Annotated in this window: 26 protein-coding genes; 10 read left to right on the top strand and 16 right to left on the bottom strand. The window is 46.6% G+C overall.

Going from position 1 to position 25104, the window contains the following annotated elements:
- Nucleotides 1-57: 57 nt before the first annotated feature.
- Nucleotides 58-834, bottom strand: coding sequence for a pimeloyl-ACP methyl ester esterase BioH (gene bioH, locus AC3CH3_RS00565; protein ID WP_488537490.1), 777 nt, complete (start codon nt 832-834; stop codon nt 58-60).
- Nucleotides 835-927: 93 nt separating this feature from the next.
- On the opposite strand from bioH, the gene AC3CH3_RS00560 reads away from it, so the two are divergent.
- The 4 genes from AC3CH3_RS00560 to cysQ all read left to right on the top strand — a co-directional run bounded on the left by AC3CH3_RS00560 (nt 928) and on the right by cysQ (nt 4038).
- The gene (locus AC3CH3_RS00560; RefSeq protein WP_019826460.1) at nt 928-1641 is read left to right on the top strand and encodes a ComF family protein; all 714 of its coding nucleotides are present in this window, start codon (nt 928-930) and stop codon (nt 1639-1641) included.
- Between the two features lie 109 nt (nt 1642-1750).
- The gene (gene nfuA, locus AC3CH3_RS00555) at nt 1751-2335 is read left to right on the top strand and encodes a Fe-S biogenesis protein NfuA (protein ID WP_029405734.1); all 585 of its coding nucleotides are present in this window, start codon (nt 1751-1753) and stop codon (nt 2333-2335) included.
- A gap of 287 nt (nt 2336-2622) precedes the next feature.
- Complete coding sequence (nudE, locus tag AC3CH3_RS00550; protein WP_488537489.1) at nt 2623-3174, top strand: ADP compounds hydrolase NudE; 552 nt, start codon at nt 2623-2625, stop codon at nt 3172-3174.
- 36 nt (nt 3175-3210) lie between these two features.
- Nucleotides 3211-4038 (top strand): 3'(2'),5'-bisphosphate nucleotidase CysQ, encoded by an 828-nt coding sequence (gene cysQ, locus AC3CH3_RS00545; RefSeq protein WP_488537488.1) that lies wholly within the window; start codon nt 3211-3213, stop codon nt 4036-4038.
- Nucleotides 4039-4098: 60 nt separating this feature from the next.
- Here cysQ and AC3CH3_RS00540 read toward each other — a convergent pair whose 3' ends face one another.
- The 12 genes from AC3CH3_RS00540 to gspC form a co-directional block, all read right to left on the bottom strand.
- Nucleotides 4099-4878, bottom strand: a complete 780-nt coding sequence (locus tag AC3CH3_RS00540; RefSeq protein WP_488537487.1) for a type II secretion system protein N — start codon at nt 4876-4878, stop codon at nt 4099-4101.
- Between the two features lies 1 nt (nt 4879).
- Nucleotides 4880-5368: a type II secretion system protein M gene (locus AC3CH3_RS00535; protein ID WP_019826466.1), complete on the bottom strand. Its 489-nt coding sequence runs from the start codon at nt 5366-5368 to the stop codon at nt 4880-4882.
- A gap of 20 nt (nt 5369-5388) precedes the next feature.
- Nucleotides 5389-6618, bottom strand: a complete 1230-nt coding sequence (gene gspL / locus AC3CH3_RS00530; RefSeq protein ID WP_019826468.1) for a type II secretion system protein GspL — start codon at nt 6616-6618, stop codon at nt 5389-5391.
- Nucleotides 6587-7636 (bottom strand): type II secretion system minor pseudopilin GspK, encoded by a 1050-nt coding sequence (gene gspK / locus AC3CH3_RS00525; RefSeq protein WP_488537486.1) that lies wholly within the window; start codon nt 7634-7636, stop codon nt 6587-6589. Before gspK ends, gspL begins: the two co-directional genes overlap by 32 nt.
- Nucleotides 7620-8369, bottom strand: a complete 750-nt coding sequence (gene gspJ, locus AC3CH3_RS00520) for a type II secretion system minor pseudopilin GspJ (RefSeq protein ID WP_019826472.1) — start codon at nt 8367-8369, stop codon at nt 7620-7622. Before gspJ ends, gspK begins: the two co-directional genes overlap by 17 nt.
- The gene (gspI, locus tag AC3CH3_RS00515) at nt 8356-8751 is read right to left on the bottom strand and encodes a type II secretion system minor pseudopilin GspI (RefSeq protein WP_019826474.1); all 396 of its coding nucleotides are present in this window, start codon (nt 8749-8751) and stop codon (nt 8356-8358) included. The genes gspJ and gspI overlap by 14 nt, the downstream gene beginning before the upstream one ends.
- Complete coding sequence (gene gspH / locus AC3CH3_RS00510; RefSeq protein WP_017062484.1) at nt 8738-9331, bottom strand: type II secretion system minor pseudopilin GspH; 594 nt, start codon at nt 9329-9331, stop codon at nt 8738-8740. The genes gspI and gspH overlap by 14 nt, the downstream gene beginning before the upstream one ends.
- A gap of 95 nt (nt 9332-9426) precedes the next feature.
- Nucleotides 9427-9870, bottom strand: a complete 444-nt coding sequence (gene gspG / locus AC3CH3_RS00505; RefSeq protein ID WP_017062485.1) for a type II secretion system major pseudopilin GspG — start codon at nt 9868-9870, stop codon at nt 9427-9429.
- A gap of 87 nt (nt 9871-9957) precedes the next feature.
- The gene (gene gspF, locus AC3CH3_RS00500) at nt 9958-11178 is read right to left on the bottom strand and encodes a type II secretion system inner membrane protein GspF (RefSeq protein ID WP_488537485.1); all 1221 of its coding nucleotides are present in this window, start codon (nt 11176-11178) and stop codon (nt 9958-9960) included.
- 1 nt (nt 11179) lies between these two features.
- The gene (gene gspE, locus AC3CH3_RS00495; RefSeq protein ID WP_488537484.1) at nt 11180-12682 is read right to left on the bottom strand and encodes a type II secretion system ATPase GspE; all 1503 of its coding nucleotides are present in this window, start codon (nt 12680-12682) and stop codon (nt 11180-11182) included.
- Complete coding sequence (gene gspD, locus AC3CH3_RS00490; protein ID WP_210447244.1) at nt 12682-14706, bottom strand: type II secretion system secretin GspD; 2025 nt, start codon at nt 14704-14706, stop codon at nt 12682-12684. Before gspD ends, gspE begins: the two co-directional genes overlap by 1 nt.
- Nucleotides 14707-14747: 41 nt before the next feature.
- Complete coding sequence (gspC, locus tag AC3CH3_RS00485; protein WP_488537483.1) at nt 14748-15629, bottom strand: type II secretion system protein GspC; 882 nt, start codon at nt 15627-15629, stop codon at nt 14748-14750.
- A 330-nt stretch (nt 15630-15959) separates the two neighbouring features.
- On the opposite strand from gspC, the gene hslR reads away from it, so the two are divergent.
- The 4 genes from hslR to AC3CH3_RS00465 all read left to right on the top strand — a co-directional run bounded on the left by hslR (nt 15960) and on the right by AC3CH3_RS00465 (nt 21346).
- Nucleotides 15960-16346, top strand: coding sequence for a ribosome-associated heat shock protein Hsp15 (gene hslR, locus AC3CH3_RS00480; RefSeq protein ID WP_017067336.1), 387 nt, complete (start codon nt 15960-15962; stop codon nt 16344-16346).
- A gap of 18 nt (nt 16347-16364) precedes the next feature.
- The gene (gene hslO / locus AC3CH3_RS00475; RefSeq protein WP_488537482.1) at nt 16365-17258 is read left to right on the top strand and encodes an Hsp33 family molecular chaperone HslO; all 894 of its coding nucleotides are present in this window, start codon (nt 16365-16367) and stop codon (nt 17256-17258) included.
- Nucleotides 17259-17595: 337 nt separating this feature from the next.
- On the top strand, nt 17596-19221 hold the full coding sequence (pckA, locus tag AC3CH3_RS00470; protein WP_136977385.1) for a phosphoenolpyruvate carboxykinase (ATP): 1626 nt from the start codon (nt 17596-17598) through the stop codon (nt 19219-19221).
- Nucleotides 19222-19375: 154 nt separating this feature from the next.
- Entirely contained in the window at nt 19376-21346 is a 1971-nt protein-coding gene (locus tag AC3CH3_RS00465) for an AsmA family protein (protein ID WP_488537481.1), read from the top strand.
- A 47-nt stretch (nt 21347-21393) separates the two neighbouring features.
- Here the strand turns inward: AC3CH3_RS00465 and AC3CH3_RS00460 are convergent, their stop codons facing one another.
- The 3 genes from AC3CH3_RS00460 to AC3CH3_RS00450 are packed head-to-tail and all read right to left on the bottom strand — an operon-like array spanning nt 21394 to nt 23693.
- On the bottom strand, nt 21394-22329 hold the full coding sequence (locus tag AC3CH3_RS00460; RefSeq protein WP_048612442.1) for a bifunctional GNAT family N-acetyltransferase/hotdog fold thioesterase: 936 nt from the start codon (nt 22327-22329) through the stop codon (nt 21394-21396).
- Between the two features lie 16 nt (nt 22330-22345).
- Nucleotides 22346-22780: a D-aminoacyl-tRNA deacylase gene (gene dtd, locus AC3CH3_RS00455; protein ID WP_004735590.1), complete on the bottom strand. Its 435-nt coding sequence runs from the start codon at nt 22778-22780 to the stop codon at nt 22346-22348.
- The gene (locus AC3CH3_RS00450) at nt 22752-23693 is read right to left on the bottom strand and encodes a virulence factor BrkB family protein (RefSeq protein WP_488537480.1); all 942 of its coding nucleotides are present in this window, start codon (nt 23691-23693) and stop codon (nt 22752-22754) included. Before AC3CH3_RS00450 ends, dtd begins: the two co-directional genes overlap by 29 nt.
- Nucleotides 23694-23735: 42 nt before the next feature.
- Between AC3CH3_RS00450 and AC3CH3_RS00445 the strand changes: the two genes are divergently transcribed.
- Together AC3CH3_RS00445 and AC3CH3_RS00440 are read left to right on the top strand one after the other, a co-directional pair.
- Nucleotides 23736-24377, top strand: a complete 642-nt coding sequence (locus AC3CH3_RS00445) for a DUF2959 domain-containing protein (protein ID WP_488537479.1) — start codon at nt 23736-23738, stop codon at nt 24375-24377.
- A gap of 31 nt (nt 24378-24408) precedes the next feature.
- Complete coding sequence (locus AC3CH3_RS00440; RefSeq protein ID WP_019826495.1) at nt 24409-24939, top strand: AAA family ATPase; 531 nt, start codon at nt 24409-24411, stop codon at nt 24937-24939.
- The last annotated feature ends 165 nt before the right edge of the window (nt 24940-25104 follow it).

The raw sequence follows: 25104 nt of genomic DNA, 5'->3' as shown, positions 1-25104 counted from the left end.
ATCATGCAACGCTTTGGTTAGGTTATATATCGACCAAGCCGGCGATAAATTTAGCGATTATTTTTGGGCGAAGCTGACAAGTTCACTGCAAAAGGCATCCGCTTCAGTCATAAACGGCGCATGTGAAGACTGAGTAAAGATATATTGCTCGGTATGAGGCAAAGCTGCGCCTAAGTCTTTCGCAACCTTGATTGGCACCAATCCATCTAATCGACCATACAAGCGCAGCATTGGCACTGAAATCTCAGGCAGTTGTTCACGCAGATCGACATCCGACAGCATCTTTAATCCTGCCAATAATGATTCAGGGTTCGGCAACGGACGAGACAGCACCGCTTGCTTGAGCTGTTTTACATCTTGTCTTGCTGAAGGGCTACCCATGGCTTGCAATGCCATAAAGCGTTCGATAGTGGTTTGGAAGTCTTCCACCAGCTGTTCGGTGAATGCGCTTAATACGTTTGGCTGAATGCCTCGCCATAACACGGGCTCTTTTGCGGCCGCGAATTTAGGAGAGCTGGCGACAGTCACAAGCTTGCTCACGTAATCTGAGTGATGGAGAGCCATGTGCGTTGCGACCAAACCTCCAAGTGACCAACCTACCCAAATCGCTTGCTTTGGTGCTTCGGCCAAAAGCTGCTGAGCTATCTCTTCAAGATCTTGAGCGTGGCAGTGCGCGCTGTGTCCATACCCTGGTAAATCGACAACATGCACTCGAAAATCAGCTTGTAATGCATTAACGGTTTGTTGCCATACCGCACCGTTCATTCCCCAACCGTGAACCAGTACTAAATCAGGCCCTTGCCCAGAAACATGCCAATATAACGCGTCACTCATTCTCAATATTCCCTACTTTTTCCATCAGCGATAATCCGCGCTTTTCAGTATGGTTAGCAAAAGGAACACCATAACCCAAAAGCATCGCGAGCTATGTTATCCGATTGGCTACAAAAACACACACCACGTCTGGTCACACCTCAATGCCACCTGTGCAAACTTGATAAACTGCCCAGTGATGCTCACCCTCGATGGTGCAATTCTTGTCTCAAACTCTTTGAGCCAGTGCCACGCTGTCAGCGATGTGGCTTAAAAACAGTAATCACTGTCGATCAGTGTGGTGAGTGTTTATCTCAACCTCCACCGTGGCATCGCCTCTATTGTGTCGGCGACTACACCTTTCCTACAGCAGGTTACATTCAGCAAATGAAGTACGCTGATAAGTTTTGGTTTGCACGTGATTTATCTAAGCTATTAGCATCACGTATCGAACATTCTGCTCCCCTGATCACCAGCGTACCGCTGCATTGGCGCCGATACACTCATCGTGGCTTTAACCAAAGTCAGCTGCTAGCCGACTACACGGCTCAAGAGCTTGGCGTTGAAAGTGATGTGCTCTTTCGTCGAATTCGCTCAACTGCTTCCCAGCAGGGGCTGACTAAATCCGCACGATTACACAATCTAAAGAACGCTTTTGCGCTGCGAAAACAAGACGTTCAAGGAACTATCCCCTCTCACGTCGCGATAATTGATGATGTTGTAACCACCGGCAGTACTGTGTATCAATTATGCCAATTACTACTTGAAGTGGGCGTTAAAAGGATTGATATTTACTGCATCTGCCGCACTCCTGAGCCCTCTGGATAAAAGCTGTGAATCACTACTTGTACAGCAATCCAACAAAAAAGGGCTGAATTACAAATCTGACAGGAGTAGAATGGCGCTAATAACCTACAAATCTACTCAGGTATTCGTCGTGTCAAATATTACTATTACAGAAACAGCTCAAACTCACTTTGCCAATCTGCTGTCACAGCAGCCTGAAGGTACAAACATTCGTGTGTTCGTGGTAAACCCAGGCACACAAAACGCTGAGTGTGGTGTTTCTTACTGCCCAACAGATGCTATCGAAGCGTCTGATACAAAGCTTTCTTTCGAAGCATTCTCTGCATACGTAGATGAGCTAAGCCTACCATTCCTAGACGAAGCTGAGATTGACTTCGTGACTGACAAAATGGGCTCTCAACTAACGCTTAAAGCACCAAACGCTAAAATGCGTAAAGTATCTGATGATGCACCACTTGTAGAACGCGTTGAATACGCAATCCAAACACAGGTTAACCCACAGCTTGCTGGTCACGGTGGTCACGTTAGCTTGGTAGAAATCACTGAAGACGGCGCTGCTATTGTTGCATTCGGTGGCGGTTGTAACGGTTGTTCTATGGTTGATGTAACGCTAAAAGAAGGCATCGAGAAAGAACTTCTTCAACAATTCGAAGGTGAACTGACTGCTGTTCGTGACGCAACTGAGCACGATCGTGGTGAGCACTCTTACTACTAATTACTCAGTTAGTATGAATCACTGATTAAAAAGGTTGATGCGCAAGCATCAACCTTTTTTGTTTTGAGGCTAAGTTGATACGCCCCCTATGCTCTTGTATTCCTGAACGAAATAACCAGAATTCTCGGTTGGTTACCATCTTGAGTAAGGTATTCAAGTGATCGCAATCGGTTCCTGCTCTAATAATTCTAGGATATGAAAACTCGGATCTAGGAACTCAACGTCATTTCCCCTATATTAGAATGACTTTATAAGAAAGAATTCCAATGAGCTAAGGAGCGAGCGCAATGACAAAAAGGACCAAGCCAGAGGTTTTGGCTCAGCAAACTGTCGCTCAATCAAAACTATTCTCTATCGAGTCTCTCGATTTACGCTTTTCAAACGGCGAACAGCGCACTTACGAACGCATGAAGCCTAGCGGCCGCAACGCAGTAATGATGGTTCCGATTACTGAACAAGGCGATATTCTGTTGGTGCGTGAATACGCAGCGGGCACAGAACGCTATGAGCTGGGCTTTCCTAAAGGGCTTATCGACCCAGGTGAGCAGCCAAACGAAGCCGCCGTTCGCGAACTCAAAGAAGAGATAGGCTTCGGTGCCAACAAGCTAACTCCGCTGAAGGAAGTGATCCTTGCGCCCTCTTACTTCTCTAGCAAAATGACGCTGTTTATTGCAGAAGACCTCTACCCAGAAAAGCTAGAAGGTGATGAGCCAGAGCCTCTCGACATTGTGCGCTGGCCACTTGTTCAAGCCGAAGAACTGTTAACACATCTCGATTTCTGTGAGGCTCGCAGTATTACAGCCCTGCTTTTAAGCCTTCGTGTATTAAACAATAACTAGAACATTCAGGCTCGCTCTAAGAGTAAGAGAACATTTATGCCAATAACAAAAGATTTGTCTCACCTCCTACCCTCTGTCATTGAGATTGCTCGCTCTGCTGGTCAACTCATCTTAGAGATATACGAGAAAAAGGATTACGAAGAGTTCATTAAGAGTGATGACACTCCAGTAACCAGTGCCGATCTTGCAGCACATAAGCTGATATTAAAAAAACTCAGTGAATTGACGCCTGATATTCCCGTATTATCCGAAGAAGACGCCGACATCAGCCTAGAGCAGCGTTCTCAATGGGATCGCTACTGGTTAGTTGACCCACTGGACGGCACCCAGGAGTTCATCGCACGAAGTGGTGATTTCGCGACAATTATCGCCCTAATCGAGCATAACAAGCCAGTGATGGGCGTGGTATACGCACCCGTTTCAGGTGTGAGCTATTACGCTTATAGCGGTAAAGGCGCTTGGAAAATTCCAGACCTCAACGACAGCGTGAAAATCAAAACGCATCATCACGAGCTACCAAACCAGTCAATTGCCATGGCGATCAGCCGTCGCCAGGACATCAATCGCATCACTAGCCGTATGAGCTCAGCATGGAATTATGATTTGGTTCCTCTAGGCTCAGCAGCGCTTAAGGCATGTTTAGTCGCAGAAGGTGCTGTGGATTGTTATCTGCGCCTTGGACCAACCGGAGAGTGGGATACCGCCGCAACCCAGTGCATTGTTGAAGAAGCGGGAGGCCGAATCCTAAGCACTCAATTAGAGCCGCTTTCTTATAATGAAAGAGAGACGCTTGAGAACCCGAACTTCATTGTTCTTGGTGATGCAGATTTACCTTGGGCTGAGATACTTCAGGGTAAAGATTAGCGTCTGTAACTTACCGATATTCAAACACCAACAGCGACTATCTCAGAAGTAGATACCGAGCTAAAAACGACCTTGATAAGTAAACTGGTACTTACCTTGGCTATCAGGGTTGCCCAACCACTTAAGCTGACTCTGCATTGCTGGCGGGAATTCCGCCCCCGGCTTAAACCATGCCGCCGACGTATAGCGTTGGTTGGGTGTTACGCTCGCTGAAAACTCACTGTCTACCTGATCGCTCTTCTGAGTGCCTTTCGCTGCAATTGTGCTGTCTTCACAGCTGATGTCAGCAATCACAGGGCCGAGATCTAGCGCACCCACAGGGGAATCAACGGCAGCGCCAGACCAAGCAAGCGTGCCTTCGCCCGATTGGCACCAAGGCTGAGCGTGAACCGCATGCTTGATCGTCAGTTCAACTTGTCCACCAATAGAAACCGGTACTGGAATAGCTGGAGCGTATTTCATCACGTTCATAGCAGGCATTGAAGCTACTAAGTTCTCTGCGTACGCGCCGCTCATGCTGTACCCGACACGCCCTTTACCTGATAAGTTCATGTCACTGTTACGACCAAAACGAACCGCCAGTTCTGCTTTGGCTTGAAATAGCTTAGAAAACTGGAAATCCCACTGTACTGAGCCGTAATTAACACGCTGCCACACGATGTTGTTAGCGCTGCCTTGCCAAACGGTGCCCTCCACACCTTCGATACTCAAGCCGCGCACAGCAGGAGCCTGCTTGAGAGCAAAAGAAGCCGGCAAGTGCAGCAACAAGCTGACCGAGAAAAAGACGATAAAGATGCTACTGAAGAGCAGGCCATACTTAAAAGATAAACCGCGTTTCACATTAACCTCGTTTAAACTGTAGTCGGTTGACGTCAATAACCCCAGGGTTATCAGAGCGATCAATATCCATAAACTCGACCTCAACACCCTGTTTTTCTTTCAGATATGTTAGCCAGTCAACGAACTTATTAAAAGGCACTGGTTTTACCCACACTTGCAGCATCTCGCCCCGTGGTTGCACACGTATCAGCTCGATATTAAAGCGACGCATAGAAGCAGGCACAGATTGGTTCAGAGGTTGACTGGCACTAATGCCACCACTGCCTCGTAGTTCAACCACTTCATTGGCTTTATTGGTTACCCAAGCCAATAGTTGCTTCTCGCTTTGAATACGGGTCTGCGCGAGTTCAGCTCGCTGACTGAGTGGCTGGATTAGCCCCCAATAAACGACACCGACCACCAACAGAATTGAGCAACCAATAACTAATCGTTGCTCTCTTTGACTTATTGAAGTCCACCACGCTTGGAGTGGCTCAATCATATTTCTCATCACTGATCTCCTTACGCAGGTTATTGATGGGGTTTAAGAGTAAAGCTGCCAAATACGGCATCGCCATTACGGTTTAACGGACCTTGTTCGACGGTAAATTTCTCTTCGAGCTTCACTCTCGCGGTCTCAAAATGTTGGAAGTCAGAACTTTTCGCCTGTAGTCGAATCTCAGAACGATTACCATCGTAGCGAATGCTTTCGACTTCGATCGATTTCACTTGTCCTAACGTTTCTGGCAGCAATGCTAACCAACCAAGTAAGGAGTCACCATCGCCTGAGCCACCGTATTTCTTAGCTTCATCATTCATCTGACGCTTAAGGTAGCTTACTGTCGGAATACGTTGTTTACCTGGCAGCACAGCCCTAAAGATACGCTCACTCTCCATGCGGTAAGCTTGTGCTTGAGCTTCGAATTGCTGAACCTTCAACACTTGTTGAGTCACGATCACAGCCACCAGCAAACAAGCAGCAATCGCGACTTTCTGCCATACGCGCCAATATTTACTGAATGAAGATTTGGTTTTAAAGGTGCCAGTCAGTAAATTTACGCCGCTTGTGATCGCTTGCTGGCTCAGCAAAGACATCACTAATTCCGCAGGCTTTGCTTGCCAATTCGCACCGCTTTGCTGTTGAACGTCATCGCTCGGCATTGCGGTGTAGCTGAAGATAGTCGTCGCTTGCTCTTCGTCATCAGCAACAACCCAATCACTTTGCAAAAACATCGGTAACCATGCTTCGCTGATCGATACGGCTTGATAGTTACCCTGGCGTAATAGCCAATGCTGGTCGATCTGTAATGCACTGATGCCTTGCTCTTCAAAAGGCACAGCCAGTGTATCTGGCAACACCTTACGGAAGATAATATTGGCTTCGCGAAACAGGTCTAACGCTTGCTTTAACCATTCACGATCGACACCACACACTGTCGCGTGCGTTGCGTCTTTATCTAAAATAGTCAGGTGTAAGTCTTCGATATCTTGTGCGACTTCGTCTTCTAATAAAAACGGCAGCATAGAGTCGAACTGGCGAGCAGCACCTTTCGGGATCTCAACACGCTTAATTAAGCATTCATTTCCCGGCAATAAAGCGATACAGCTGCGCTTTTCAGCGTAAGGCGTTAACTCATCAAGCTGCTCCCAGCTAGACAGTTCGCCACTTGCTATCACTTCTTGTTGGCTTGTCGACCAAACTAACCACTGCACAGGGCTTTGTGGTTCGCTACTCAGTCGAACGGTCAGAAACTCGCTCACTGATTCCTCCAAAACGACGGCGTACTACCGTCACTGTTTCTCGATTACTACTATAGAAAAGCGTCCGTATACGTACACGTGACTGCTCAACTAATACCTCTGCATCAAGCTCAAAATAGGCGCTATCTACAGTTAAATATGCTTTCGCTTTCTTGCTGACTTCGGCACTCACACCCACAATGGCCGGTTCAGCCATAAACGCATCCACCGTATCCCAGCCATCGAATGGGCGTTTGTCTATCAGCTGTTTGGCATCCGATTCACTTAAGCCGGGGGCAAACATCGCTTCCAATAACGGTGCCTGCTTTTCCGTAAGTGTATTCACGTTCAAGCGAAAATCGTCACTCGGCAGAGCACAAACAAAGGGGCGAACCTTATTCATCACCTCACCGGTAACTTGATAAACCGCTCGTAGTTCGGACTCATCGGCCATTAAGCCATTCGTCGCCAAATAAGGTGGCTTCATCGCCTCATAAGTACTGTCTTCTACACCTGCTGAAGAGGTGGTTCGGGTATCGCTATCAACAAATTCCCAGCTTGAATGCGCGATAACCTCGGCCTGATAAGGCTCAACATCTTGGTTTTCCAACAAGGTTTGCCAAACCGTAATTAAATAAGGTGTTTGGTTACTTGAAGTCGCCGTCACACCAGCCAACGCATTGAGATTAAAACATGCCTGAGCATCAACAATACGGCCTTTAACTTGACCATAATCCAATGGGTATACCTGTTCTTCTAACGCCCATGGTTGGCTCAAATTGACGGTATCACTGTCTTTGTAGCTTTGCCTAATGCCGTCTTGCACCAGTGCTTCGACACCAATGCTGTACCAGTAAGCCTGTTGGTAATTCAGTTGATTGCCAACGCGCTTAAATTGAGTAAACAGGCGTTCCGACATACTGCCAGCTATGGTTGCCATGATCGCCAATAGCATCAGAATAATGATCAGCGCGACACCACGCTGCTTGCGCCCCATGGCAGACCTTGTCAGTGCAAGCTTGTTAGTTCGATGAGTCATTATTCCCCTCATTACTACTTGAAGAGTCACTGTTTGAAGAATCATCGGCCTGATCGAGCGTGCCACCTGGGGTGAGATAAATACGCTCTATCTCGCCATAATCTTTCAAGGTTAGCTTTAACCTTACCGCTTTCGGTAGAGATTTGTCGGTTTGCCACTCTTTCCCCCAGCGGTTTCCGTCATAAAACTCGAATTCCAAGCTTTCAACATCATCAAGCAAAGGCGTAATCACACCTTCTTGACCTGCAGGGGTATCGGGGTAACGCCACCACACACGCTCAAGTGTTTCTTCTTTAATGCGGTAACCCACTTTGGTGACTTCTCCGCGAGGAAACTGCTGCTGTGGGTTATGCCAGCCAAGGCGAGTAAACATGATGCCAACGCTGTCGGAATCCAGTAAATACTCTTTAATTAAGATCAGCTTAGATGATGCTTCTTCACCGTTGGTACGAAATTGTCGTACCGCCATCTGGCGAAAATCATTATCTAAAATGACTAAGCTACGTTGCAGTTGATTTAAACGAGCACTGCGCTCGATTGAAAGCTCGTTGCTGCGCTGAACCTGATTGACTACCTGATAAGCCGCCATGCTTAACGTGGCAAAGATAGCGATCGAGACCAAAACCTCAATTAAGGTAAAGCCTCTCCCTTTCGAAGATAGACCTTGTTTTCGAGGCACACGCTTATTGGCGGACATGCTCTTAGTTGACCACATGCTTTTAATTGACCACATAGCTGCGCACCGTGACCACTGGAGAAGCTTGTTTACTGGTTGCCACACTCACATCAAACGCCTTTAATAAATCATCGCTAGTATCGATTGGCGTGACCTTCCAAAACCACTCTCTCTCGGCCAACTCTTGTGTGCCCTGCGCTTTTTTTAGCTTCTCAGGATGCAGCATCACCAAAGCCATTTGATTATCAACGACCATAGCCGCGAAGGTTTTTTCTTCTAGATAACTGAGGGTATTGATGTGCTGAGTAACAGCACGAATCACACTGATCGCCGCAGTCGCAAAGATAGCGAGCGCAACCAATACCTCAAGCAGCGTCATTCCTCGAGAACCAAGGGGCATAACACGAGAACGATAAGGAGAACGGTTATTCCTCTTCATCTTCTTCTCCCGGTTCTAGCAGTCGAATCACACCATTGTCCAATACTCGAATACGCCAACCATCTTGTATGGTGTCTCCGGTATTTGGATAAAACGACAATACAAATGGCGTCATTTCAGCACTCGACAAGATATAGATCTGTGGTGGTTTCGGCTTCTTTTCCTCTTCAAGATCAGCAAACATATCTTCATCAAACAAGCTTCCTGGGTTGAACAACCGATCATCGTCTTCCCATGCGCCACCACCTAGGGTCAGTGACAATGCGAGTTCTTCCGGTAGTTCAGTTAAAGAGGGGATTTTTTCAAAATCAACTTCTTGCCAGCCTTCAGACTTAAGCGCCATCAGTACATAGGTCGATTTCTTTTCATCAACACGAACGCCAAAATCCAAACCACTCAAAATAGCCTCTTCGTTGAGTAATTGAACTCGCTGATAAAAGCTTTGAGCGTATTTTTTGGCGACGTCTTTGCTATTGGTAGGTATGGTCGCGATCACCGCGACCGCCGTTACTGACAGTAATACCAACACCAAAAGAATCTCAATTAAGGTGAAACCTGGCTGTGTTTGCTTAGTTTTCACCTTTAGACTCCATCTGTTTACGTCCTACCATCAATAACGTATCAAGCTCAATAACTTATCAACCAACAGCAACGAATCAAACAATAAGCTGAAGCTTATTGAAAATCCTGCATGTTCCAGTTGCCAATATCCGCAGCAATACCTTCACCACCTTCTTGACCATCAGCACCAAGAGTGAAAATATCGATAGTGCCGTTATCACCAGGGCTTAGATATTGGTACTCGTTACCCCATGGGTCGTTTGGCAGACGCTTGATGTAGCCACCGTCGCGGTAGTTGCGAGGCTCTGGGCTGCTTGGCTTAGAAACCAATGCATCAAGACCTTGATCCGTTGTTGGGTAAACGCTGTTATCCAGTTTGTACATATCTAGCGCGTTCTCTAGCGCCACGATATCAGTGATGGCTTTTTGTTGATCAGCCTTCTCTTTGTTACCCAATAGGTTAGGTACAACAAAGCTCGCCAATACGCCAAGGATAACCACAACAACCATCACTTCTAATAGGGTAAAGCCTGATTGTTTCTTCATTCTGTTTTTCATTATTTTCTCCAAATTACAGACAGCGAGTTGAAGGTAATAATGTCCTTCTTCTCGATAATCCAAAACTAACGTCTTATAAGCGGTAGGTTAACCGCTCATCAAATTATTCATTTCAAGCATCGGCATTAGAGTCGCCATCACAATGAACAGCACTAAACCTGCCATCAAAGCGATAAGTGCTGGCGTAAAGATACCTAACGCGATATTCACCGTCGATTCAAAGCTTTGGTCTTGGTTGTCCGCCGCTCTTGTCAGCATTTGTTCCAACTGACCACTCTGCTCACCACTGGCGATCATATGCAGCATCATTGGAGGGAAGAGTTTGGTTTGATCGAGCGCTTTACGCAGGCTTGCCCCCTCTCTAACACTGTCTGACGCCTGCAGTACTTGTTGCTTCACATGGTGATTCGACATCACATCTACCGCAACCTTCATCCCTTCAAGGATAGGAATCGCACTCGAGGTACAGATAGAGAGTGTTCGTGCAAAACGAGAGGTATTAATCCCTTTTGCTATCTTGCCGATCAGTGGAATGCTTAATAGCTTGCGATCCCAACTCATACGAACACCCGGCTTTTTCAGCGCGGTCTTAACCAATACAATCACACCGATGATCAACAACAGTAATTGGATGCCCCAATTCTGGATAAATTCACTCGATGCTAATAAAAATTGTGTCGATTGAGGAAGTTCTTGGCCCATTTGGATAATCGGTTCAACGATCTTAGGTACTACTGTTGCCAACAGGAACGAAACAATCGTCACCGCAAACACCACTAGCACGACTGGGTAGATCATCGCTTGCAGCAACTTAGAGCGCATCTTCTGACGGTTTTCTGCGTAATCAGCCAGTCGCTCCAATACCGCATCTAAGTGACCCGATTTCTCACCAGCTGCGACCATGGCTCTAAACAGTTCATCAAAGATGTGAGGGTAATCAGCCAAACTATCCGCTAGCGAATAACCTTCCGTTACCTTCGAACGAACCGCCAGTAACATGGTTCGAATACGAGGTTTTTCAGACTGTTCGGCAACGGCTTTCAAGCACTCTTCTAGCGGCATGCCTGATTGCACCAAGGTGGAAATTTGGCGAGTAATCAAAGCAAGGTCTGGCGTGCTGATACCACGCTTAAAGCTGGTCGTAGGCTGAGCACCTTTCGCTGTTTTGGCCTTGGCTTCGGTCATCTCAACCGGCATCAAGCCTTGTTCCTTTATGCGTTGGCGAGCCTGACGAGCGTTATCCGCTTCAATCGAGCCCTTTTTGCTTTTACCCTTGGCATCCAATGCTTTGTATTCAAATGCCGCCATACTAGACTTCCTTGGTCACGCGCATCACTTCTTCTAGGGACGTTACCCCTTTCAGAACTTTGCTCAAGCCATCATCTCGAATACTTGGTGTTGTGCCACGAATTGCTTTCTCAATTGCCTGTTCACCAGCTTCACTGTGAATCAGCTCTTGTACCGAATCGTCAATCATCAATAGCTCATGAATACCGGTACGGCCTCGATAGCCTTTGTGGCTGCAGCTTTCACACCCTTTGGCATGGTAAAGCGTCAGGCTGTCTTTCTTCTTCAACCCAAACAGTTTTTTCTGCTCTTTGTCCGCTTCATAAGGTTCTTTACAGTCGTTACACAGTGTGCGAACCAAGCGCTGAGCCAAAACACCCAGCAGTGAAGAAGAGATCAAGAAGGGTTCGATGCCCATATCACGTAGACGCGTAATCGCACCGATTGCAGTATTGGTATGCAGAGTCGACATTACTAAGTGACCGGTCAAAGAGGCTTGAACAGCGATCTCTGCAGTCTCTAAGTCACGTATCTCACCAATCATTACCACATCCGGGTCTTGACGAAGAATGGCACGTAAACCACGCGCAAAGGTCATATCAACCTTAGGGTTCACTTGTGTTTGGCCAATGCCATCGATATCGAACTCGATTGGGTCTTCAACGGTTAGAATATTTCGCTCATTACTGTTGAGCTCTTGCAGGCCAGCATACAAAGTCGTTGATTTACCAGAACCTGTAGGGCCGGTAACCAAGATAATGCCGTGTGGACGCTGAATAAGCTTACGGAAGTTTTCGTGGTTTTCGGCCGTCATGCCTAAACTGTGCAGGTCTAGACGAGTGGCGTTCTTGTCCAACAGACGCATTACCACACGCTCACCGTGTGATGAAGGCATGGTTGATACACGAACGTCGACCGCTCGACCACCAATACGCAGAGAAATACGACCATCTTGTGGCACGCGTTTTTCCGCAATGTCTAACTTAGCCATAACCTTCACACGCGAAACTAACAGCGGAGCCAATTTACGACTTGGCGCTAACACATCACGTAACACACCATCAATACGGAAACGGATAGACAGTGACTTCTCGAAGGTTTCGATATGAATATCCGAAGCGCCTTCTTTAATCGCCTCACCCAACATCGCATTGATTAACTTGATGATTGGCGCATCGTCTTCCGATTCGAGCAAGTCTTCATCTTGTGGCAGCTCTTCTGCCAATGAGAAGAAGTCATCACTGTCGGCACCGATATCTTCCATCAATTGGCGCGCTTCTGAAGAGTCGCGTTGGTAAGCATCGGTTAACTTCTTATCAAATTCGTCTGCAGTGATCGCTTGTGGTGTAAAACCATTTTTCACCACGCGACTTACTTCAATGATCGCTGCCGATTTCAGAGGTTCCACATAGTAAAGCACCGGCGGACGCTCTGGGTGCTGATATTCCAACACCATCTTGTAGCGATTCGCAAAGCTAAACGGCAAGCGCTGATAAGTACGTGCCGCCCCTACCAATTCAGCCATTATTCTGTTTCCATTTGATCGATGAAGGCTTGGATTTCAGCCGGGTGATTCATATCGGCACCAAATTTAGGCAATACCGGGATATTATCGTCAGCCATCAGTTTCAAGCCTTGCTCTGCCTTGTACAGCTGCTCAGCTCGAATGAAGTTGTATTTACGCTGAGTGATACCATCTGCTGTCATGCCATCACGGATGATGGTTGGCTTAATGAATACCATTAGATTCTTTTTCTCAACCTGAGTACTGGTTGATTTGAACAGGTGCCCAAGAACAGGAATATCACCTAGGAATGGCACTTTAGACTCACTCTCTAACGCACGTTCATCAATCAAACCACCAAGCACCAACATTTGGCCATCTTGAACAATCACAGACGTATTTAGCTGTCGTTTAGCAAAACGTACATCTACCGCGCCGTTCGCGCCCAATACGTTCGACACTTCTTGTTCAATATTCAGCTGAACTGAGTCACCTTCGTTGATCTGTGGCACCACTTTAAGCTTGATACCCACTTCTTTACGTTCAACCGTTTGGAATGGGTTATCGTTACTTGAACCCGCCGTCGAGCCAGTTAAAACCGGAACTTCTTCACCAACGATGAACGACGCTTCGCCGTTGTCCATCACGGTAATACTTGGAGAAGATAGGATGTTTGAATTGGAGTCGGTTGCTACCGCACTGATCAAGGCAGTCCAGTCACCCATTACCACGCTCATGGCTGCGCCATTAACACCTGAAAGTGCAGAGGCTAATGTTGAATAATCACCTTCTTCAGTGGTGGTTTCGTTTCGTAGGAATTTTCCGTCAGAGTCATAAACAGCGGTGGTTGTCGTAGAATCTTTAGCTTCTTCTAAACCCACCATTACGCCACCGATCGATGCACCAGTGTTGCTGTACTGGATCATTGCACCCGTTTCTAGGTTACCCCATTGCACACCAAGGTTAACGCCATCGCCTTCTGCCATTTCAACAATCAAGGCTTCAATCAATACTTGAGCACGACGAATATCCAGTTGTGCGATCACGTCTTGCAGCGCATTCATGATGTCTGGCTGTGCAGTAATAACCAAAGAGTTGGTATCACTGTGGGCGGAGATCATTACTTGGTTGCGTTGCGATGAGCTGCCTTTAGTTGATGACTGCTTCTCTGATTGTAGGTTGTCCGACACGCCTTTCAGCACATCAACCAAATCTTCAGCTTTTGCATACTTAAGATAGATAACTTGGTTGTTGCCCTTGGTTGCCATTTCGACATCAAGCTGCTCGATAAGCTTTCTTAATCGGCTACGAACCTTAGGGTCACCTGAAATAAGGATCGCATTGGTTCGCTCATCAGCAACCAATTTAGGCTGTAGGAACGCAGGTGTATTCTTCGCGTCGGTAGTTTTACTCAAAGCATCAACAATACGTACCATCTCAGCTGCTGACGCATTTTTTAGCTCAACCACTTCGATTTCTTTATCACCCGCTTGGTCAACACGCTTGATGATTTCCGCTAAACGATTTACCACCGCAGCTCGGCCAGTAATGAGGATAATGTTGGCTGGGTCGTAGTGCACAACGTTACCCGCGCCAGCATTGTCGTTAAGTTGACGAAGCAGAGGAGAAAGCTCACGAACCGAGACATTACGAACTGTCACAACGCGCGTAACCACACTATCACCAGTGATCGAATCACGGTCACCAACAACAGGGATTGCCGAAGTTTTCGAATCTTTGGCTTTGATGATCTTAAGAACACCTGAGTCCATTTCGACGACCGCGTAGCCATACACCTCTAATACATTTAAGAAGAAGCTGTAATATTGCTCTTCATTCAATACGTCGTAGCTGCGTACATCGATTTTTCCGCGCACCGATGGATCAACGATGATGGTCTTCTCTAGGTTACGACCAACAATATTAATAAACTCTTGAATATCAGTGCCTTTAAAGCTGGCACTAAAATCACTCGCGATGGCTGCGGGTGTGCAGATCAAGCTTCCTGCCAATAACCATGCACTTTTCTTAAACCAATGCTTCACGTACTTCTCCTACACTTTCGTCCTTCGTTAGACGCAAAGTTTTAAAATTCAATAAACACTTCATGTTGTTGACCATCTCTCTCGACGACGAGGTTTAGCTCTGTCAGCTCTGAGATAGAACGGAATATATTGCCCATAGCGGCTGGGTCTGTCAGGTCTTGTCCATTTAACTGAGTAGCAATATCTCCGTTTTGGAGCCCTACCGAGTTAAAAAGTTCTGAATCTTTGCCAGGGCTCACACGATAACCAATAACGCTATCATCGCGCTTCACCTGAGACAGTCGAACATATTGGAAGATTTGTTGCGGATCTTTCATTATCTTCGCTTTAATTTCATCAAGCTTCTCTTCTGCAGAAGCCGGGTTATTACCACGAACCGAAGAAGAGCTACGAGGTGGCGCAGGCGCTGATACAGCCAAACGCTTGTACTCAATACCTTCAAGCATCAAGGTTTCGTCTCGTCCTGAGTTATCAATGATAACGCGATCGATTAATACCGCTTTTAACTTGGCTCGAGTGCCTTCAATCTCTTCATTAATTCCGTAGGTCGCTTGCGTGCCGCGATTGGCGATCACCGCTAAGCTCAGTTTTGGATTCGAGCTCGCTACTGCACCCACTAAAACGAGATTTAATCGCGTCTTAGGCGCATCTTGGATAACTTGCTGTTCAACCACAGCGGGCGTGCTTGGGTTGTAAGCACCAAACATGTTGCTCTGCTGCAAAGAAGAGATATCAAGGGTCGATTGAGGTGCTGAAGATGATGAAGCGGTTGCTACCCAAGGCGCGACAGTTTGCTCAGCAGGTTCGATAAACCATGCAAGCTGTCCCAAAATCCATGCGGAAGCTGCAATCAATACACAACAGGTCGCTAAGCTTAGTTTCTGTTGAAGTACAAATCCATTCTCTAATAAGCGGCTCAACATAGGAGAATTCCCTACGCGATTTTTGAGCTCTAAAAAGTTCACTTTCCTAGTCCCTTTTCATGACGACAAACGCTGCAAATCATTAAACTTTCAGCTTTTTTATTCATTCGTTCGATACCAAGCTTATTTAAGCAATAAGATCCTGAACTATATCATAGCAAATCGATAAATCGGCATAACATGGCTATTTTGTATTATGACTTGAAAAAAATGCTAACCGCCTCCACTTTAAGCTTCTACTTAATGTGATAAGCATCATCAAAAACATGTTGCGCACTGTTCATTACAGTTAAACCGCATTCATTTCTAACTGAAAAGGCACTGTCCTATATGAAAACGACTAATGAAGCTGTCAGACTCGATAAATGGTTGTGGGCAGCACGCTTTTATAAGACTCGTTCAATTGCTCGCAACATGGTCGATGGTGGCAAAGTCCACTATAATGGTCAGCGCAGCAAGCCAAGTAAAATTGTCGAACTTGGGGCTGTGATTACACTGCGCCAAGGTAATGAAGAAAAGACGGTAACGATCGAGAAAATCTCAGCCCATCGTGGTGGAGCTCCGATCGCTCAAACCCTCTATGAAGAAACCACCGAAAGCTTGGCAAAAAGAGAAGAGTTTGCACAACAGCGCAAGCTAAATGCTCATAGCCCAGCCCCAGAACGTCGCCCAGATAAAAAGCAACGTCGTGACATCATCAAGTTCAAGACTCAATAAGCTAGAAGGAATAGCCAAATGGCAGACCCAATGTCTACAAGTAATGTTTTAAATCGCTACCTATTTGAAGACCTATCAGTACGTGGTGAATTGGTACAGATGGACGAAGCGTACCAACAGATTATTTCTAGCAAGGAATACCCAGCTCCAGTACAAAAGCTGTTGGGTGAGCTACTGGTTTCAACGACGCTACTAACGGCGACCCTAAAGTTTGAAGGTTCTATCACGATGCAGCTGCAAGGTGACGGCCCAGTATCTCTAGCAGTTATCAATGGCGATCACGATCAGAAGATCCGTGGTGTTGCTCGCTTTGAAGGCGATATCGCAGACGACGCTGGTCTACACGACCTAATGGGTAAAGGTCACCTAGTGATCACCATCGATCCTAAGAAAGGTGAGCGTTACCAAGGTATCGTTGGTCTTGAAGGTGACACGCTGGCACAAGTGCTTGAAGGCTACTTCGCTAACTCTGAACAGCTTAAGACTCGTCTATGGCTGCGCACTGGCGAGCATGAAGGCAAAGCACACGCTGCAGGTATGTTGCTACAAGTAATGCCTGACGGTACTGGTACGCCAGATGACTTCGAACACCTAGAACAGTTAACTGACACCGTAAAAAATGAAGAGTTGTTCTCTCTAGAAGCGAACGAACTGCTTTACCGTTTGTACAACCAAGAGAAAGTACAGCTATTCACACCACAACCGGTTGAATTCTTCTGCGGCTGTTCACGTGATCGAAGTGCAGCAGCAATCATTACCGTTGCTCAAGAAGAGATCTACGACATCCTAAGCACCGAAGGAAGCGTTGGTCTACACTGCGATTACTGTGGCACAAACTACTCGTTCGACAAGAATGATGTTGATGCACTGTACGCAGAAGCAGCAGATAAAGGCAGCAATACGGTTCATTAATTTACGGTGTACCAAAAACACGTAATTTACCCCAAAAAGGTCAGCACTCAGCTGGCCTTTTTTGTGATCAAAATGGCGCAAACTCCGTAACATCTCGTAATAAAATCACCGCTTAATTTTAATCAATTAATAACCTTCCCGCCCCTAGCGCAAAGGTTTGCGTACAGGATAGACTAGTTGGGCCAATATGTGACGAGACGCTTAAAACCCCATGGTTAATATGGATATTTTTTGAGCTATATCCCTGTTTCCCCCGAGTCTCGTTGCTAGCATGGTGAGCAGATAACAATAAAAAATTAATACAAAATCCCTACAAAATATCCTATAAGGAGCACCTATGACCGTTATGGAACATACAAAGGCTGCACAAATTGATCTAACTAAGCACGGACTGACTGGCGTTACTGAAGTTCTTCGTAATCCTAGCTACGAGCAGTTATTCGTTGAAGAAACACTGCCAGGTTTGGAAGGCTACGAAAAAGGCGTAGTAACGGAACTAGGCTCTGTTGCGGTTGACACTGGTATCTTTACTGGCCGCTCACCAAAAGATAAGTACATTGTTAAAGATGACACCACGCGCGATACCATGTGGTGGTCAGATCAAGGCAAAAATGACAACAAACCGATTACAACTGAAGTATGGGATGAGCTTAAAGAGCTTGTGACAACTCAGCTATCTGGCAAGCGCCTGTTTGTCATTGACGGTTACTGTGGTGCTAACCCTGATACGCGCTTAAGTGTACGTATTATCACTGAAGTAGCGTGGCAAGCGCACTTCGTTAAGAACATGTTCATTCGTCCAACTGACGAAGAGCTAGCAACGTTCGAACCTGATTTCGTGGTAATGAACGGTGCTAAAACAACTAACCCTAACTGGGAAAAGCAGGGTCTAAACTCTGAAAACTTCGTTGCTTTCAACCTAACAGAGCGCGTTCAAATCATCGGTGGTACTTGGTACGGCGGTGAGATGAAGAAAGGCATGTTCGCAATGATGAACTACCTGCTTCCTCTACAAGGCATTGCTTCAATGCACTGTAGTGCAAACGTCGGCGAGAAAGGCGATGTAGCCATCTTCTTCGGTCTATCGGGCACAGGTAAAACTACGCTTTCAACCGATCCTAAGCGTGAGCTAATCGGTGATGATGAGCACGGTTGGGATGACGATGGTATCTTCAACTTCGAAGGTGGTTGTTACGCGAAGACGATTCGTCTATCTAAAGAAGCAGAACCTGAAATCTACAATGCAATCCGTCGTGATGCACTACTAGAAAACGTAACGGTTCGTGGTGATGGTTCTATCGATTTTGATGACGGTTCAAAAACTGAGAACACTCGTGTTTCTTACCCGATTCACCACATCGATAACATCGTTAAACCAGTATCAAAAGCCGGTCACGCTCAAAAGGTTATCTTCCTGACTGCTGATGCATTCGGTGTACTACCACCCGTTTCTAAACTGACTCCAGAGCAAACGAAGTACCACTTCCTATCTGGCTTCACTGCGAAACTAGCGGGCACTGAGCGTGGTATTACTGAACCAACACCAACGTTCTCTGCGGCATTTGGTGCGGCGTTCCTTACTCTTCACCCAACTCAGTACGCTGAAGTACTTGTGAAGCGTATGGAAGCAGCTGGCGCTGAAGCTTACCTAGTGAACACAGGTTGGAACGGTACTGGTAAACGTATCTCTATCCAAGATACTCGCGGCATCATCGACGCTATCCTAGATGGCTCAATCGACAACGCTGAAACTAAGGTTATCCCTATGTTTAACCTAGAAGTACCTCTAGCGCTACACGATGTTGACCCAGCGATCCTTGACCCACGCGATACGTACACTGACCCTCTACAATGGGAAAGCAAAGCGAAAGATCTAGCAGAGCGCTTCATCAACAACTTTGATAAGTACACTGACAATGCTGAAGGTAAATCACTGGTTGCGGCTGGCCCTCAACTGGACTAACCCAATCATCTGCTCGGGCTTAGCCAAAAGCGAACGCCCAATTTAAAACGATATTTTTGTAGCAAGCCCCTCTTTTGAGGGGCTTTTTTGTTGATGCTTGACCCTTTTTGTTCCACTCTGTTTTGAGACTATTGAAATTTAAGGCTTTCAGGGAATGAAAAAGGTATTCATGGTGTTCGGCATTGTGTTGGCTATCGCCGTTGCAACTATCGCAGCGCTGCTATTAAGCCTGCAGACCCAATACCGTGCGGATGTTGCTAACTTTTTTATCAAACATACGATTGAACAACCTGTACTCATTGAAGATGTTGAGTATCAGGCGCCTTATCACATCACCTTAATGGGCATTACCCAAAGCCAACCAGAAAAGCAGACATCTCTGTATATCGACAAGATCGATCTTTGGTTCAGCCCCAGCTCGATGACAGAGGCCAAACTGGTCTTGGAATCTGTTTTGATCAGTGGCCTGCAATTAGAAGCAGACGATCTAAGAACACTGACATCTTTATTTACCCAGCCAAACATCAAGCTCCACCAGCTGGCCATCAACAATCTCGACTTTTCGACGCCAGAGTTTAATGCGCGAGGCATCGACCTGCAGATCTCCGCCCCAAAATGGAACAACGACAACTCACTTCTCCCTTATGGAAAAACCCAACTCTCTGCCTCACAACTGTATTGGCAAGGTGAAGCATTCGATAATCTGTTGATTGACCTAGACTTAAAACCTAGCAATAGCACGCTTTATGGTGCTTCATTTGACTGGCGTGGCGCCAAGATTGCCGGTCAAGCAGAGCAGTATCAACAAGATTGGTCGTTGGTGAACGTGACCGTCGATGGCTTACGACTCAATCAGAAACAGACCCAAAGCCTACTAAGCAAAGAATGGGATGTTGCAGATATTCAGATCAATCACATTAATAGCTTAGATATTCTACGTAGCGACGTAGAGTGGCAAGATGGCCACCTCGCAGCCTTTGATGCCTCACTAGAAAATATCCAACTACCTTTTGAAATCTGGAAGCAGCAGAAAGCCATTTTCTCTCTGCAAGCAGAAGGAGTGACCATTGATGATGACATGTTCATCGAGCCAAGCCTCAAGCTCAACCTAGAAACAAACCAGATTCTGATTGAAGATTTCTATACTCAACTCCTGCAAGGCACTGTTCAGCTCAATGGCGAAGTCACCCCTAGCAGCATTCAATTAGCGCAACTCGACCTGCAAGGCATCAAGTGGATTACCGAAAACCAAGATAGCCCTCTAGTCGTAGCTCGACTAATACCTTGGCTTACACAACTCCAGAACGTCGAGATTAGCCGACTTAATATAGAACGCAGTCAACTCATCCAACTCGCACAACAACCTTACTGGCAGGTCTCTGGATTACATGTCGAGGGGCATCAAGTTCAACTGCTGCAAGATAGAAAACTGGGCTTGTGGCAAGGGAAGCTGATGGCGAGCGCCAATGATGCCAGCTACCAAAATATTCTCAGCGCACAGCCTGTGGTTGAGATGAATAGCGAACAAGGAAAATGGACGCTGACACGTCTGTTTGCACCACTCAGGAATGGCTACATTGAAGCCAATGCAACGCTCGATTTTAACCAAATCAGCAAGCCATGGAGCTTAGACATTTCTGCCGATGGGTTACCCATTGCGCCGATGCTGCAGCAACTTGAATTACCGCTCGATGCAACCGGGTATGGCGAGTTTGAACTTCAAGCCGCAGGTTTATATGGCGACTCTCTGATGCTCGGTTACTCAACCACAGGGCAACTCACTGGCAGCGTTCGCCAAGGTGTGATGACCTTTAATGACAAGCTTTCTGAAACATCGACTGATAACGTGTTTGAAATTCCAGAGCTTAATGCGCATTTTGACCGTGGGCGCTTCACTCTCGAACCGATGCACATTATTGGTGCATCAGCAGCAGAGCAAGGCGAACAAAGGGTTCAAACGCTCAATGGCGAGGCTTCTGGAGAACTCGACTTGCTTAAAGCCGAGCAACACACCCTCTCGATTACCCTTTCCGATCCATGCCATCAAATCTCAGGAAAGCTCACCCAAGCTGAGTATTCGGAGATTAACGACTGCCAACAAAAAAACGCCACTCCTCAGGAGTAGCGCTTTTAATCAATATCTTAGCAAATCAACAGAGTGCTAGGTGTGGGCTATTCGCTCACATTGGTATCTGTCGAGAGTACCTTTTTGTAGTCAGGGATCAGCATATAGGTTCCCGTAAACTCTACCGCTTCCACATCGCCGCTATGAATGGTCACGTGAATGATGATACGTGCCTTTCTTCCTGACGCAAGGCGATCCAAGTCGCCACTGATCCCATCCAATGAAGTAGAGGCAACAGGGTTTTGCTCAACCGGGTGACGATAACGAATATTACTGTCTGCCAGCACGATATCACCGGTCAGCCCGCGCTCTTTCATCAATAACCAAGTCATACCCCAACCGGTTAAAGTCGCTAAGGTAAAAGCGGAGCCCGCAAACATGGTGTTATGCGGGTTCAAGTTGGGATTCAGCTGAGCACTACACTCAAATTGGTAACCCGTGTATTGGTTGATCTTGATGCCCATCTTGTCACTGATCGGGATCTGATGTTCCCAGCGCTGCTGAAGCTCATTACACCACTCAGGCTTGCGTAGAACGTCTGCCATTGGGTCAAGATGCTTAACCATCTGTTGGTGACGCACAGGGCCACGTTGATCGTTAATCTCACCGCGACGTTCAAATTCATTCTTCTCATAGAATGAGATCGCATCTTCACGTGCATTACACACCAAGCGCTTAGCACCCTCTTGGCGAGCCAATGACTCAAGTGCGACTAGAATCAACGAACCCATGCCTTTACTTTGGCGAGATTTCTTCACCGCCATGTAGCGGATCTGACCTTCCAGATCTGGGGTGATATACAGACGACCAATCGCCATCGGGCGACCACGACCATCAACAATCATGCGATGGTGACTCATTGGGTCATATTCATCGCGCTCAGAACCTACCGGCATTCGCCAAGGTTCACGGAGCATCTGCCAACGAAAATGGTAATACTTGTTTAGCTGATTTTCGGTGGTCGGTGTTATGAGTTTAAACATGCTTATTCCTTTAAGCCTAAACCTGCAGCCAGAATGTCACTGGGCCATCATTAACCAAAGACACTTTCATGTCGGCAGCGAATCGGCCACGTTCCGTTGGCAACACTGATTCACACTGGTCAGAGAAATAGTTGTAAAGACGCTCAGCATCTTCTGGGTGAGCACCACGAGAGAACCCTGCTCGAGTCCCTTTCTTGGTATCGGCCGGCAGAGTGAATTGAGACACCACTAATACCTTACCTTCTACCTGCTTCACGTTGAGGTTCATTTTATCGTCTTCATCTCCAAAGACACGATAAGTGGTCACTCGTTCCATCAAACGTTTGGCTTTGGCTTCGTCATCACCTTTTTCTACGCCTAACAGAACCAATAAGCCTTGCTCAATCTCACCAACTACTTCGCCATCAACACGGACGGCAGCTTCACTTACTCTCTGGATCAGTGCTATCACTGTTGTTTCCTTGCTCTGTGATTTTGTCTTTATCCGACGAGTGTACCATTTCTTTCGAGTCACTCCACTGTTCCTGCTCACCCAATGCAGCGGTCACCTCAGCACCCACCAACACAATCAACCAGCACAAATAAACCCATACAAAAAGAATTGGTATTGCCGCTAATGCGCCATAAATCAACTGGTAAGAAGGGAATTGAGTTATGTAAGCCGCGAAACCTTTCTTACTGAGTTCGAACAACAGAGCCGCCACTAGAGAACCTGCAGCCGCATGAGAAAAGTGTATCTTTTTGTTGGGAACCAACAGATACAGACCGAAAAACGCAAAGAAAGAGAGAATCAAAGGAAGTTTGCGAATCACGGTATTAAAGGCGCCAGACACCACCTCGTTTTGCAGCAAGCTCAATGATGTCACATAAGAAGTAGCAGCAATACTCGCCCCGACTAAGATAGGTCCTAGCGTAAGCACCATCCAGTACATAGAAAAAGACAGCACCGCACGTCGCTTCTCATCGACACGCCAGATGTAGTTTAAGTTCTTATCAATATTCGAGATCAGCATCAGCGCTGCAATGAATAAGAACACACTACCGACCGCCGTCATTTTTCCGGTATTGGCAACGAACTCTAACAACGCACCGTGTACGGCATCCCCAGACGCGGGAACAAAGTTGGTAATAACGAAGTTTTGAATCACGATACCAACATCAGCAAAGATGGAGAATGACGACAAGATAGAGAGCAGAACCGTCAGCATCGGTACGATCGAGAGCAAAGTAATGTACGCCAAGTAACCCGCATTCACATTGACTCTATCGTGCGTCATTCGCGCCAAAAGATAGCGATAAAACTGAATACTGAGTGTGGCGACCTTTTTTATCTTCAACTTGTAACTCCCTTGTAACTCGTTCATAGTCCTAATTAATATTCCTTTATTTAACTATAGGAAACTAGGATGCCTTATTTAATAGTTATAGTCCTCTCTATTTTTACTCTTACTGGATGCCAGTCAGCTTATTACTCCGCAATGGAGCAAGTGGGTTACCACAAGCGTGACATTATGGTCGATAGAGTGGAAGACGCTAAAGAGTCACAGCAGGATGCTCAGGAAGAGTTTACCAGCGCACTTGAAGCACTCAGCAGCCTGACTAACTTCAGTGGCGGCGACCTTGAAGACATGTACAACCAAATCAACGATAAATACCAAGACAGCGAGAAAGCTGCGCAAAATGTCAGTGACCGCATTGCTGCGATTGAAGATGTGTCGGATGCGCTATTTGAAGAGTGGCAGGGTGAGTTAGACCTCTACAGCAGTGATTCACTGCGCCGCTCGAGCGAGCAAAAGCTTCGTGAAACTAAATCGTCTTACCAAACGATGCTGTCAGCAATGAAGCGCGCCGAGAAGAAAATGGACCCCGTGCTCAATACCCTTCGCGACAACACGCTTTACTTAAAACATAACCTCAATGCGAGCGCTGTCGGTTCACTGCAGGGCGAGTTTATGAGCTTAGAAAAAGACATCGCCTACGCGATCCAACAGATGAATGCTGCGATCGCAGAATCGGATAAATTCCTTGCTCAACTAAACCAGAAATAACGCCCGTAGGCACAAATAAAGATAAGCTCGTATGAACCCAATCATTATTACTGGCGGCCCTGGCGCCGGAAAAACCAAATTGATCAATGCCTTGGGCGATGCGGGTTATCCTACCTTCGCTGAGTCCTCTCGCCAGTTAATCGAACAGCAGAGCCAACTTGAGAACGGTATATTACCTTGGTTAGACCTTCCGGGGTTTGCTCGCCTATGTTTAACCGTCATGAGCGAACAAAAAGACCAAGCCAGTCAGCATCCAGTCGCCTTTCTCGATCGCGCCATTCCAGATATCTGTGGTTACTTAACTCAGGCTAATCTAGAGATAGATGCGACCTATCTAGAAGCAAGCCAAGGTTATCACTCACAAGCCTTGTTCTGTCGCCCTGAAGCTTCAATTTATGTACAAGATGATGTGAGACCTTATCCGTTTGAGGAGGCGCTAGAGATTCACCACGCGTTAGTAACGGTCTATCAAGAACTTGGTTATGAGGTTGTTGAAGTGCCGTTTATGTCGGTCGCTGAACGAGTGCAGTTCGTTGAAAGTCACCTAGGAATCAAAAACTAGATTCCAGATATCTCGCCCCTCGATTCTGGAATGACGATTCGATGAGTAGATATGGAACACGCTCTTCGTATCTCGAATCTAAACAAACTAAAAAACAAAAGCCCCGAGCAGCTAGGCTACTCGGGGCTTTCTTACTTATTCTAAAACGTATTGCTTGTTAGCTAG

This window comes from Vibrio sp. QJM3NY_35 (assembly GCF_057785915.1).
This window is presented reverse-complemented; position numbering and strand designations above follow the sequence as displayed.

Excerpts from the sequence above, each read along its gene's own strand:
- AC3CH3_RS00465 (WP_488537481.1), top strand. The coding sequence starts at position 19,376 with ATGAAAAAGGTATTCATGGTGTTCGGCATTGTGTTGGCTATCGCCGTT.
- AC3CH3_RS00445 (WP_488537479.1), top strand. The coding sequence starts at position 23,736 with ATGCCTTATTTAATAGTTATAGTCCTCTCTATTTTTACTCTTACTGGA.
- AC3CH3_RS00535 (WP_019826466.1), bottom strand. The coding sequence starts at position 5,368 with ATGAGAAATATGATTGAGCCACTCCAAGCGTGGTGGACTTCAATAAGT.
- gspK (WP_488537486.1), bottom strand. The coding sequence starts at position 7,636 with ATGACTCATCGAACTAACAAGCTTGCACTGACAAGGTCTGCCATGGGG.
- gspI (WP_019826474.1), bottom strand. The coding sequence starts at position 8,751 with ATGAAGAGGAATAACCGTTCTCCTTATCGTTCTCGTGTTATGCCCCTT.
- gspG (WP_017062485.1), bottom strand. The coding sequence starts at position 9,870 with ATGAAAAACAGAATGAAGAAACAATCAGGCTTTACCCTATTAGAAGTG.
- gspE (WP_488537484.1), bottom strand. The coding sequence starts at position 12,682 with ATGGCTGAATTGGTAGGGGCGGCACGTACTTATCAGCGCTTGCCGTTT.
- AC3CH3_RS00460 (WP_048612442.1), bottom strand. The coding sequence starts at position 22,329 with ATGTTTAAACTCATAACACCGACCACCGAAAATCAGCTAAACAAGTAT.
- gspC (WP_488537483.1), bottom strand. The coding sequence starts at position 15,629 with ATGTTGAGCCGCTTATTAGAGAATGGATTTGTACTTCAACAGAAACTA.
- AC3CH3_RS00560 (WP_019826460.1), top strand. The coding sequence starts at position 928 with ATGTTATCCGATTGGCTACAAAAACACACACCACGTCTGGTCACACCT.
- gspF (WP_488537485.1), bottom strand. The coding sequence starts at position 11,178 with ATGGCGGCATTTGAATACAAAGCATTGGATGCCAAGGGTAAAAGCAAA.
- AC3CH3_RS00450 (WP_488537480.1), bottom strand. The coding sequence starts at position 23,693 with ATGAACGAGTTACAAGGGAGTTACAAGTTGAAGATAAAAAAGGTCGCC.
- hslR (WP_017067336.1), top strand. The coding sequence starts at position 15,960 with ATGAAAACGACTAATGAAGCTGTCAGACTCGATAAATGGTTGTGGGCA.
- cysQ (WP_488537488.1), top strand. The coding sequence starts at position 3,211 with ATGCCAATAACAAAAGATTTGTCTCACCTCCTACCCTCTGTCATTGAG.
- bioH (WP_488537490.1), bottom strand. The coding sequence starts at position 834 with ATGAGTGACGCGTTATATTGGCATGTTTCTGGGCAAGGGCCTGATTTA.
- hslO (WP_488537482.1), top strand. The coding sequence starts at position 16,365 with ATGGCAGACCCAATGTCTACAAGTAATGTTTTAAATCGCTACCTATTT.
- nudE (WP_488537489.1), top strand. The coding sequence starts at position 2,623 with ATGACAAAAAGGACCAAGCCAGAGGTTTTGGCTCAGCAAACTGTCGCT.
- gspJ (WP_019826472.1), bottom strand. The coding sequence starts at position 8,369 with ATGTGGTCAATTAAAAGCATGTGGTCAACTAAGAGCATGTCCGCCAAT.
- AC3CH3_RS00440 (WP_019826495.1), top strand. The coding sequence starts at position 24,409 with ATGAACCCAATCATTATTACTGGCGGCCCTGGCGCCGGAAAAACCAAA.
- pckA (WP_136977385.1), top strand. The coding sequence starts at position 17,596 with ATGACCGTTATGGAACATACAAAGGCTGCACAAATTGATCTAACTAAG.